At 33.3% G+C, this 10,111-nt stretch carries 8 protein-coding genes, 1 tRNA gene and 4 pseudogenes; all 13 read right to left on the reverse strand.

Going from position 1 to position 10,111, the window contains the following annotated elements:
- Positions 1 to 225 precede the first annotated feature (225 nt).
- The 13 genes and pseudogenes from JSS34_07400 to JSS34_07460 all read right to left on the reverse strand — a co-directional run bounded on the left by JSS34_07400 (position 226) and on the right by JSS34_07460 (position 9,778).
- Complete coding sequence (locus JSS34_07400) at positions 226 to 384, reverse strand: hypothetical protein (GenBank protein MBS0186146.1); 159 nt, start codon at positions 382 to 384, stop codon at positions 226 to 228.
- A 479-nt stretch (positions 385 to 863) separates the two neighbouring features.
- The gene (locus JSS34_07405) at positions 864 to 1,397 is read right to left on the reverse strand and encodes a hypothetical protein (protein MBS0186147.1); all 534 of its coding nucleotides are present in this window, start codon (positions 1,395 to 1,397) and stop codon (positions 864 to 866) included.
- A gap of 33 nt (positions 1,398 to 1,430) precedes the next feature.
- Positions 1,431 to 1,955: a hypothetical protein gene (locus tag JSS34_07410; GenBank protein MBS0186148.1), complete on the reverse strand. Its 525-nt coding sequence runs from the start codon at positions 1,953 to 1,955 to the stop codon at positions 1,431 to 1,433.
- Positions 1,956 to 2,062: 107 nt separating this feature from the next.
- Positions 2,063 to 2,461, reverse strand: a complete 399-nt coding sequence (locus JSS34_07415) for an NADH-quinone oxidoreductase subunit J (protein ID MBS0186149.1) — start codon at positions 2,459 to 2,461, stop codon at positions 2,063 to 2,065.
- Positions 2,462 to 3,037: 576 nt separating this feature from the next.
- Entirely contained in the window at positions 3,038 to 3,208 is a 171-nt protein-coding gene (locus JSS34_07420) for a hypothetical protein (protein ID MBS0186150.1), read from the reverse strand.
- A gap of 329 nt (positions 3,209 to 3,537) precedes the next feature.
- Positions 3,538 to 4,677 (reverse strand): annotated as a pseudogene (locus JSS34_07425) (cytochrome b N-terminal domain-containing protein).
- A gap of 1,033 nt (positions 4,678 to 5,710) precedes the next feature.
- A tRNA-Tyr gene (locus JSS34_07430) sits at positions 5,711 to 5,790 on the reverse strand.
- Between the two features lie 76 nt (positions 5,791 to 5,866).
- A pseudogene (gene ndhC, locus JSS34_07435) lies at positions 5,867 to 6,175 on the reverse strand (NADH-quinone oxidoreductase subunit A).
- 552 nt (positions 6,176 to 6,727) lie between these two features.
- Positions 6,728 to 7,477, reverse strand: a complete 750-nt coding sequence (locus tag JSS34_07440; GenBank protein ID MBS0186151.1) for a hypothetical protein — start codon at positions 7,475 to 7,477, stop codon at positions 6,728 to 6,730.
- A 9-nt stretch (positions 7,478 to 7,486) separates the two neighbouring features.
- A pseudogene (locus JSS34_07445) lies at positions 7,487 to 8,824 on the reverse strand (cbb3-type cytochrome c oxidase subunit I).
- A 219-nt stretch (positions 8,825 to 9,043) separates the two neighbouring features.
- Positions 9,044 to 9,241 (reverse strand): annotated as a pseudogene (locus tag JSS34_07450) (cytochrome c oxidase subunit II).
- Between the two features lie 3 nt (positions 9,242 to 9,244).
- Entirely contained in the window at positions 9,245 to 9,370 is a 126-nt protein-coding gene (locus JSS34_07455) for a hypothetical protein (protein MBS0186152.1), read from the reverse strand.
- Between the two features lie 174 nt (positions 9,371 to 9,544).
- The gene (locus JSS34_07460; protein MBS0186153.1) at positions 9,545 to 9,778 is read right to left on the reverse strand and encodes a hypothetical protein; all 234 of its coding nucleotides are present in this window, start codon (positions 9,776 to 9,778) and stop codon (positions 9,545 to 9,547) included.
- Positions 9,779 to 10,111: the final 333 nt, after the last annotated feature.

Consider the following 10,111-nt stretch of genomic DNA (forward strand, 5'->3'; position numbering starts at 1 on the left):
CCCCTTAAATTATCCCTTCATTTTTCCTTTTTAATTATCTCTTAAATTATCCCTTAAATTGGCCCTTAATTCTCATCTTTTTAAAGACTTCTTCTTTGCGGATTTTTTCCCTTATCTTTATCGATTCTTTCTTCCTTTTAAACTTCTCTTAATTTTTCCCTTAATTCCCATCTTTTCAAATATATCTTCTTTGCGGATTTTTATCCCTTCATTTTGCCTTTTTAATTATCTATTAAATTTTCCCTCAAATTTCCCCTTAAATTTTCCTTTTAATACTTCTCTTAAATTATCTCTTAAATTATCTTTTAATACTTCTCTTAAATTATCTCTTAAATTATCCCTTAAATCTTCCCTTTTTAAACTTCTCTTAAAATTTCCCTTCAAATGTCACTTAATTTTTCTCTTCATTTTTCCCTTAATTCTCATCTTTTAAAGGTTTATGCTTTGCGGATTTTTATCCATATTTTGTTCGAGAAACGTTGAGGGATTGGGAGAGGACTTGAATGAGGATGAGGATGAGGGATTGGGAGAGGATTTATCTTTTAGGTTTTATCTTTTAGGTTTTATCTTTTAAGTTTTGTCGTTTATTTTCTCTCTCTCCGTTCTCTATCGGCTTCTTAGATTTATCTATCTGCTTCTTAGATTTATCTTAGATTTATCTTAATTTTATCTTAATTTTATCTTAATTTTATCTTAGATTTATCTTAGATTAAAAATACCACTGGAGATGTTATACCCATTATTATTGATGGATATAGCATTATTGTTAATATTCCAAATGTTGTTGCTCCTAATACTAATGATGCTCGGGCACTGATCTTTGGTAATACTACTGCTACTTCGGGTTGGTCTTCAAAATACATTCATCTTATTAATCTTACATAATAATAACTTGATATTACTGACATTACTACTGCTATTACTGATACTGCTATTAATGAACTCTCTACTACACTCTTTATTACTAAATATTTATTATAGAATCCTGCTAATGGCGGAATTCCCGCTATTGACATCATTCCTAATCCCATTGTAAATCCTATCATTCCATTTCTTCGTGATAATCCTCGAACTTCTACGATTTTTTGCAGATTTAATTCCATTATCATTGTAAATGTATTTATTGTCATTATTATATATAATATCATATATACTATTGTTGCTTGATAACTTGCATATGTTCCTACTCCTATTCCTAATAGCATAAATCCCATATGACCTATTGCACTATATGCTAACATTCTTTTCAATTTTGTTTGATTTAAGGCTCCGATACTTCCTACTATTATACTTAATACTCCACTTAAGATTATTAATGTATCTGGTTGCTCTGTCACTAATCGCATTAATACTGTCATATAGGCGATTTTTGGCACTACTGCTAAGAATATTGTCACTATTATTGGTGATCCTTCATATACATCTGGTACTCACATATGGAATGGTGTTGCTCCCACTTTAAATAATAATCCGATTTTGATCATTGTTGCACTTGCTCCTGTTACTAACTCTAAACTTGTTGTCCCTGTCGTTGCATATGCTAATGACATACCTAATAATAATATTCCTGAACTTAATGCTCCTAATATAAAGTATTTTATTCCGGCTTCTGTACTTTTCACTCCTTTTCGTTCTCGAGCTGCTAATATATAGAATGTTAATCCTATTAATTCTAGGCCTAAATATATTATTATTAATGAATTTGTACCTGTTATTATTATTAATCCTGTTATTCCTAATAAAAATAATGATGTTGTTTCTTCATCTATTGATGATATTATTAATACTACTAATCCACTTATCACTATGATTGATACTATTGCACTATCTGTCATTCCTAATATCATTAATAATACTATTGATGATAATTCTCGACTATGTGCTCCATCTAATATCACATTATGCACTAATTGGATTGTTATTGCGGCGATTAAATATGCTACTACTATGCTCATTTGCTAAATAAATCTTGTCGTTTTACTCCTGCACTATGACTTAGCGTTAATACTATCGCCCCTATCATCGCTACTAGAAGAACTAAACTTCCATACATTATTATTGGTCAATTATACATTATCTCTCCTAAGGCTTGAATATTTGTTGTTGCACCATTTATTGAATATACGCTTTCTTGTGCTATTGGAGACAGTTTTGGATATACCATATACACCTCCATTATTAACACTGTTGTAATGATTAACCCGATTGGTGTATATCGGGCTCGATTTATTTCTTCACTTTTTATATTTATCATCATTACTACGAATAAGAATAGTATTGCTATTGCCCCAACATATACTATTATTATTAATAATCCTAGGTAATCTACTCCTGTTATTATCAGGATTATCGCTGTGTTTACAAACGACATTACTAGATAGAATACTGAATGAACTGTATTCTTTTCTGTTATTACCATTAGTGATGATATTATCGCTATCGTTCCAAATACTGTTGTCATTTGTGCTTAGTTGGATTCTAACCTTGCCCATTGGGCATCTGTTGCACTTTAGTGTCTGGATGGACTCGAACCACCCTCCTTGAATCCGAAGCTCATTGCACAGCCCATATGCTACAGACACTTACACTTTTATCTGGCGCACTTTTTTACTGACTTACGTCTTTTCTTTTGCGCCTTCTCATTCTTGCAGTCTTGTTCTTGCACTATTGCGGTTGCACTCTTTCCTCTCTCACAGGTTCGATCTTTGCTCTCTCCTCTCTCCCGGGATCGATCTTTATTATTGCTTTTTTGTTTCTCTCTCATCTTTGCTCTTTTCTTCTCTCTCATCTTTGCTCTCTCACAGGATCGATCTTTGCTCTTCTCTCTCATCTTTGCTCTCTCACAGTGTCGATCTTTGCTCTCTTCTTTCTTCTTCTCTCACAGTGTCGATCTTATCTTTCTTCTTCTCTCACAGTGTCGATCTTATCTTTCTTCTTCATCTATCTTATTCTCTCACAAGGTCGATCTTTATTCCTGCAATTTTGATTCTCTCACAGGACCGATCTTTGCTTTTTTCTTCTCTCACAGGATCGATCTTTACTCTCTTCTTTCTTCTTCCTGGCACTCTACGATGGGCTCTTTCTGCGAGACCTTTTCGCCTTTCTTATCCCTAGCTTTCTGCGGATTTTGCACTCTTTCCTCTCTCTCAGTTTCGATCTTTGCTCTCTTCTTTCTTCTTCCTGGCTTTATGCCGATTTTTATACTCATTTTTATGCAGATTTTTATCCTAATTTATACGAAGGGATTTATACGAAGGGATTTATATGAAGGGATTTATATGAAGGGATTTATATGAAGGGATTTTTACGAAGGATTTATCTTTGCGCTATCTTTGCGCTATCTTTGCGCCTTCTATGTGCCTTCTATGTGCCTTCTATATGCCTTCTATGTGCCTTCTATGTGCCTTCTATGTGCCTTCTAAAGGGATCTTTAGACGAGATTATTTATCAAGAAGATTCGCCTTGCACTCTTTCCTCCCTTCTTCGCTCCTATCTTTCCTTACTTCTTTTTTGCTGTTTTTCTTCTTTTGGGGCTTTCTAGCTTACTATTTTCTTCTCAATATATCCTGCTAATGGATTTAATACTAAGAAGTATACAAAATAAAATACTGATGCTAGTTGTCCTATTGTTATAAATGGCTCTTCTACCACCTGACCTCCTATATATGTTAAGATTATAAAGTCTCCTACAAAGAATCAGAACATTATTTTACTTATTGGTCGGAATTGTCGACTTCGGATTGGACTTTGTTCTACTATTGGAACTACTAATAGTACTAATAATGATCCAAATAAGGCTAATACTCCTAATAATTTGTCGGGGATTGATCTTAATATTGCATATGCAAATAAGAAATATCATTCCGGTTGGATATGTGCTGGTGTCACTAATGGGTTCGCTGGGATATAGTTATCTGGATGTCCTAATCAGTTTGGATCAAAGTATACTAAATATATATATCCTAATCCAAATAATGTATATCCAAATAAATCTTTGATGCTATAGTATGGATGGAATGGCACTTTATCGATTTCCGCTTCCACTCCTAATGGGTTGTTTGATCCATCTTCATGTAATGCTATTAAATGAACTACTGCTAATGCTGCTAATACAAATGGTAATAAGTAATGGAAACTAAAGAATCGATTTAATGTGGGGTTTCCTACACTAAATCCTCCTCATACTCATTGAACTATATCTTCTCCTATGTATGGGATCGCTGATAATAAATTTGTAATTACTACACTTCCTCATAAACTCATTGATCCAAATACTAATACATATCCTAAAAAGGCTGTCGCCATCATTACTATTAGGATTATTACTCCTACATTTCATACCATCATTCGCGCTCCTGTATAACTTCCATAGTATAATCCTCGCGCTATATGGATAAATACCATTATAAAGAACATTGAGGCTCCATTTGCATGGGCATATCGGATTAATCATCCGTAGTTTACATCTCTCATTATGTGCTCTACTGAATTAAATGCTAAATCTACATGTGGTGTAAAATGCATTGCTAAAAATATTCCTGTTGCCATTTGAATTATTAAGCACAGTCCTAATAATGATCCGAATCCTCAGAAATAGCTTATATTCGCTGGGGCTGGTAGATCTACTAACATATTATTTACCAAGCTTAATATTGGATGTTTTTTTAATATTCTCATTTTTTATTATCTAGAATTTCAAGGATTCTAACCTGATTATTCTTTCCTATTATTATCTGCTTTCTTGATAATCGTTGAGCTATTATTGTTGAGTGATTATTATTGAGTGATTATTATTGAGTGATTATTATTGAGCGGGATTTTTCTGCATAACATTTTCTCGCCCTACTATTTACGGGCACTACTCATATGCTTCTTTTTCGCTCTTTATTCTTCACTTATAAAATGTTATGTTGCGCAATTTTTCCCTTTCCCTGTACGAAGGGGATTTTTCGCCGATTACTACAATAAAGGGAATTTTTCGCCGATTACGATACTAAGGAATATTCTTTTTTGCCTATTACTGTACGAAGGGGGCGATTTTTCGCTGATTCTTCGAATAAAGGGTTTTCGCCAATTTCTGTACCAATGAGTCTTCTTTTTTGCCTATACCAATGAGTCTTCTTTTTTGCCTATTCCTATACGAAGGATTCTTATTTTGGGCTTTTTCGCCGATTCCTGTTGTAAAGGGGGGGGGGGGGTTATTGGCGGGATTTCCCAGGCTGTGTTCGAAGCGGATTTTATGTAGTTATCGATGTCTATTTATGTCATTATCGATCTCTATTTATGTCATTATCGATCTCTATTTATGTCGTTATGGATGATGCGAGATTTATGTCGTTATCGACGGGGATATATTTAGGGGGTTATTCGCCTGGCTGTGTTGGGGGCCTGATTTATGTCGTTATGGATGATGCGAGATTTATGTAGTAATAAATAATACGAAATTTATGTAGTAATGGATGAGATTATGGATGAGACGAGATTTATGTCGTTATCGATTGGGCGAGATTTATATCGTTATCAATGGGCGACTTTTATGTACGCATTTACCGGGCTGTGTTCCTGGCCACATTTATGTCGTTATGTACGGAGCGAGATTTATGTTGTTATCGATGATGCGAGATTTATGTAGTAATGGATGAGATTATCGATGAGATTATCGATGAGACGGAGCGATTTTTACGTGGTAATGAATGAGGCGCTATTTACTTGGTAATGCTAGGATTCGAACCTAGGATGGTTTCCCAATTGCTTTACAGGCAACCGCCTTAACCTCTCGACCACATTACCTTGGCTCCTCTCTGATATTAGAGGGTTTGCTCTATGATTCTTTTCTGACCTATTCTCACTCTAATGCTCCTTTTTTTCACTCATATACTAATCCTATCGTTAATATAAATAAGAATGTCATTACTATTCAATAATTTGTTTGATTTAATACTTGGACTCATGGGAATAATAATGATATCTCTAAATCAAATATTATAAATAGAATTCCTACTAAAAAGAATCGAACTTCAAATTTATGTCGAGAATCTAAGAATGGATCAAATCCGCACTCATATGCACTTACTTTCTCCGCTGTTGGTCGGCGGATCGCTAATATATATGAGGCTAGACTTATTACTGCTGATAATATTATCGCCACTATTATATAGATTAATAATTCTTTCATTTTCTTTTTTTTCTACTTTCGCCCTGCGATCTGTTCAGGGGTTATTTTGTTGCTACTAAGTATGGAATTTCGTTATATGTATGGAATGGGGCTGGTGATGGATGTACTCATTCTAATGTATAGCTTCAGTTTGTTGTTCCGATTGTGTCGAAGAACTCTGGTGCTGTTCATTGTGATCCATTCACTACTTCCACTCTATCCGCTATTATTCGGTAGAATACATATAAGAATATTCCTACTCCTACTAATGATATTATACTTCCTATTGAACTTATTCAGTTATAGAATGAATATCCATCTGCAAAATCTGGATATCGTCGTGGGAATCCTGCTAATCCTAAGAAATGTTGTGGGAAGAATGTTAAGTTTACTCCTGTGAACATTACTCAGAATAATACTTTTCCTCAGAATTCTGGATATGCATATCCTGTTATTTTTCCTACTCAGTAGAAGAATCCACTAAATACTCCAAATACTGCTCCCATAGATAATACGTAGTGGAAATGCTAATTCTTTTTATTGTGGACTATCTCATTATCTGATCTTAGTTGATTATTTTATGTAGGCTGGTAATGGTTTATCTTCATTTAAATGTGTGTTAAACTCTTTTAGAAATTCATTATAGATCTTATATTCTACTGAATCTATTGGATACTCTTTGTATTGTCTGATCTTTAAAAATCTTTTGATTTGCATTACTCGATAAAACTTGAAATCGCTATAACATCTGTGGCTTTTAAAATATCGATAAATTGGACCCATATGCGAAATTTTATCGTAAACTATTCGAATTGAGTAATATATCTTATCTTTACTTTGATTTCTTTTCTCAAATTTATGAACCGATGGACTTATACCCTCTATAGCTTCGCTTAAATCTAATGCCATCGTATTTTCATTTTGATTTAATTCTAATGACATTTCGATTCGATTATTTACATAATTTAATATTATTGATCCATCTGCATCTATTAATCCTGATAAATACCCGCTGTTTCTTGGGACTTTCGCTTCCGCTGGCTTATATGTCTCATTTAATAGTTTACATGTTTCTTCGAATTCTGCCATTTTTAATCTAATATGGCCATTTATCTGTCTTACTAATGTTGTCATTCCGGCTCTGTCACTTACTATGTAGGTTACTAAATTTGGCCCTTCGACTCTTATTCTACCTACATGTAATAGATTTCGAATTCTATATAATATTCTTGCATCTCTTACTGAGATTTTTATTCTTATACTTTTTAACACTCTTTTATTATTTATTATTCTTATATCAAATTTTCCATCTCCATCTACTATTCCTGCTAATCACTCTCTATCAGATAGCGCACATATAGTCTCTGAGGATCCTATTTCGTTTAATAACGGTTCGTTTCCTGCTGATTGACTACTACTATTTTGATTTTTACTATTCAAAACTAATGTTGACTTTATCTTCTCTTCATTAGATTTACTGAATAAGTACAAAATAATACATATTATTATTATGAAGATAATATAATATACTAGTGTTTCCAGCATATAGTGCGCGTCGATATAACTATCGCTAATTATATGGCCCATTTGAGCTACTACGTAATATGTATCGTGTAATGCTATATCTAATCCTCCGTTTGATAGTACCACTCCTGTTATTCCTCCTATTGTGAATAAGAATAAGAATCCTAATGCGAAATACATTGGTGTTGTATATCGGATACTTCCTCCATATAATGTTCCTAATCAGCTAAAGATTTTAATTCCTGTTGGAACTCCTATTATCATTGTTGCTGCTGTAAAGTAGGCTCGTGTATCTACGTTCATTCCTACTGTATACATGTGATGTGCTCATACTATAAATCCTAAGATTCCGATTGATAACATCGCATATACCATTCCATAATATCCAAATATTGGTTTAGATGAGAAGGCTGGTATTACTTGTGATATTACTCCAAATGCTGGTATTATTATTATATACACTTCTGGATGTCCAAAGAATCAGAATAAATGTTGATATAATATTGGATCTCCTCCTCCTGCTGGATCATAGAAACTTGTATTAAAGTTTCGATCTGTTAATAACATTGTTATTGCTCCGGCAAATACTGGTAATGATAATAATAATAATCATGCTGTTATAAATATTGCTCATACAAATAATGGGATTTTATGCATTGTCATTCCTGGGGCTCTCATATTTAATACTGTTACTATGAAATTCATTGCTCCTAAGATTGATGCTACTCCTGCTAAATGTAAGCTAAATATTGCTAAGTCTACTGCTCCTCCACTATGATATTCGATTGATGATAATGGTGGATATACTACTCATGATGTTCCGGCTCCTCTTTCTACTAATGCTGATGATACTAATAATGTTAATGATGCTGGCATTAATCAGAAACTTATGTTATTTAATCGTGCAAATGACATATCTGGTGCTCCTATCATTAATGGAACGAATATGTTTCCAAATCCTCCTATTAATACTGGCATTACAAAGAAGAATATCATTATAAATGCATGCGCTGTTATTAAAACATTATATAAGTGGCCATCTCCTGATAATACTGTATTCCCTGGCTGGCTTAATTCCATTCTCATTATCACTGAGAATGATGTACCTATTAGTGATGAAATTATTCCCAAGATGATATATAACATACCTATTGTCTTGTGGTTTGTTGAGAATAATCACGTTGTACTTCAACTTGCGTTACTCATTTATCTATTTTGGACTCTAACCCTTTTATAGACTTCTTTTTTCTTTGATTTACTTCTCAAAGAATTTGAGTTATCACTTATCTTATCTTATCTTTTGACTTTACCCCTTCTATGATTCTAACATATCTAGGCATCGTCGCTTTGTCTACTCAAAGCCTATTAATTTGATATTGCCGATTTTACATATGCTATGTATTCTGGTAATGATACCGCTTTTATACATATTGGCATAAATGCATGGTTTGCTCCACAGATTTCACTACATTGTCCATAGAATGTTCCTTCTCGTAATGCTATGAATGATGTTTGGTTTAATCGTCCTGGTAATGCATCTACTTTTACTCCTAATGATGGTACTGCTCAACAGTGTAATACATCTGTTGCTGTTACTATCACTCGCACGTGTGTGTCCACTGGCACTATTAATTTGTTATCCACTTCTAATAATCGGAATTCTCCCACTTTTAAATCACTTTCTGGTATCATATATGAGTCAAAACTGATTTTTCCTGGGTAGTAATCGTCTGTACTATAGCTTCAATATCATTGTGATCCTATTGCTTTCACTGTCACTCCTGGCTCGATACATTCATCCATTAAATATAATAATTGGAATGATGGTACTGCAAATGCCATTAATATTAATGCTGGGATTATTGTTCATATTACTTCGATTTGTGTTCCATGTGTTAAGTATTTATGAGATATTAATCGTGCTCCTGCATTGAAGTGTACTAGGATTGTTGATAACATATATCCTACTACTACCATGACTAATGTCATATAAATAAATACATAGTTATAGAAATTTACTAATGATTCCATCACTGGTGTTGCTGCATCTTGGAATCCTAATTGACCGTCTATTGCTACATCAAATAAATATTTTTCCATTCTCTTATCTGATAAATTTGGATTTTAACCTTATATTTATCTAGCTTTTTATTCTCTGTTCGATCTAATCTTTTTCTTTAGTTCTTATTACCTATTTTACTCTTTTTTATTTGTTATCTTTCATATCTTTGAAATTATTTCTTAAGGGCGGATTTTGGCCTTATCTTTATCGACTATTTCTTCACTTAGATTCTCCCTTCCTTTTTCCTTTCTTTCTCATCTTTCAAATCATTTCTTCTTTGCGGATTTTTGCCCTCTTTTATTACCTTATCTTTCATATCTTTTCAAATACTTCTTAAGGGCGGATTTTGGCCTTATCTTTATCGATTCTTT

The organism is Pseudomonadota bacterium, assembly GCA_018242545.1.
In the GTDB taxonomy this organism is placed as follows: Bacteria; Pseudomonadota; Alphaproteobacteria; order 16-39-46; family 16-39-46; genus 16-39-46.

What these genes read in the sequence shown, in the direction of transcription:
- JSS34_07460 (MBS0186153.1), bottom strand. Translation starts at nt 9,778, where the DNA reads ATGGAAAAATATTTATTTGATGTAGCAATAGACGGTCAATTAGGATTC.
- JSS34_07455 (MBS0186152.1), bottom strand. Translation starts at nt 9,370, where the DNA reads ATGATACCAGAAAGTGATTTAAAAGTGGGAGAATTCCGATTATTAGAA.
- JSS34_07420 (MBS0186150.1), bottom strand. Translation starts at nt 3,208, where the DNA reads ATGAGTATAAAAATCGGCATAAAGCCAGGAAGAAGAAAGAAGAGAGCA.
- JSS34_07410 (MBS0186148.1), bottom strand. Translation starts at nt 1,955, where the DNA reads ATGAGCATAGTAGTAGCATATTTAATCGCCGCAATAACAATCCAATTA.
- JSS34_07415 (MBS0186149.1), bottom strand. Translation starts at nt 2,461, where the DNA reads ATGACAACAGTATTTGGAACGATAGCGATAATATCATCACTAATGGTA.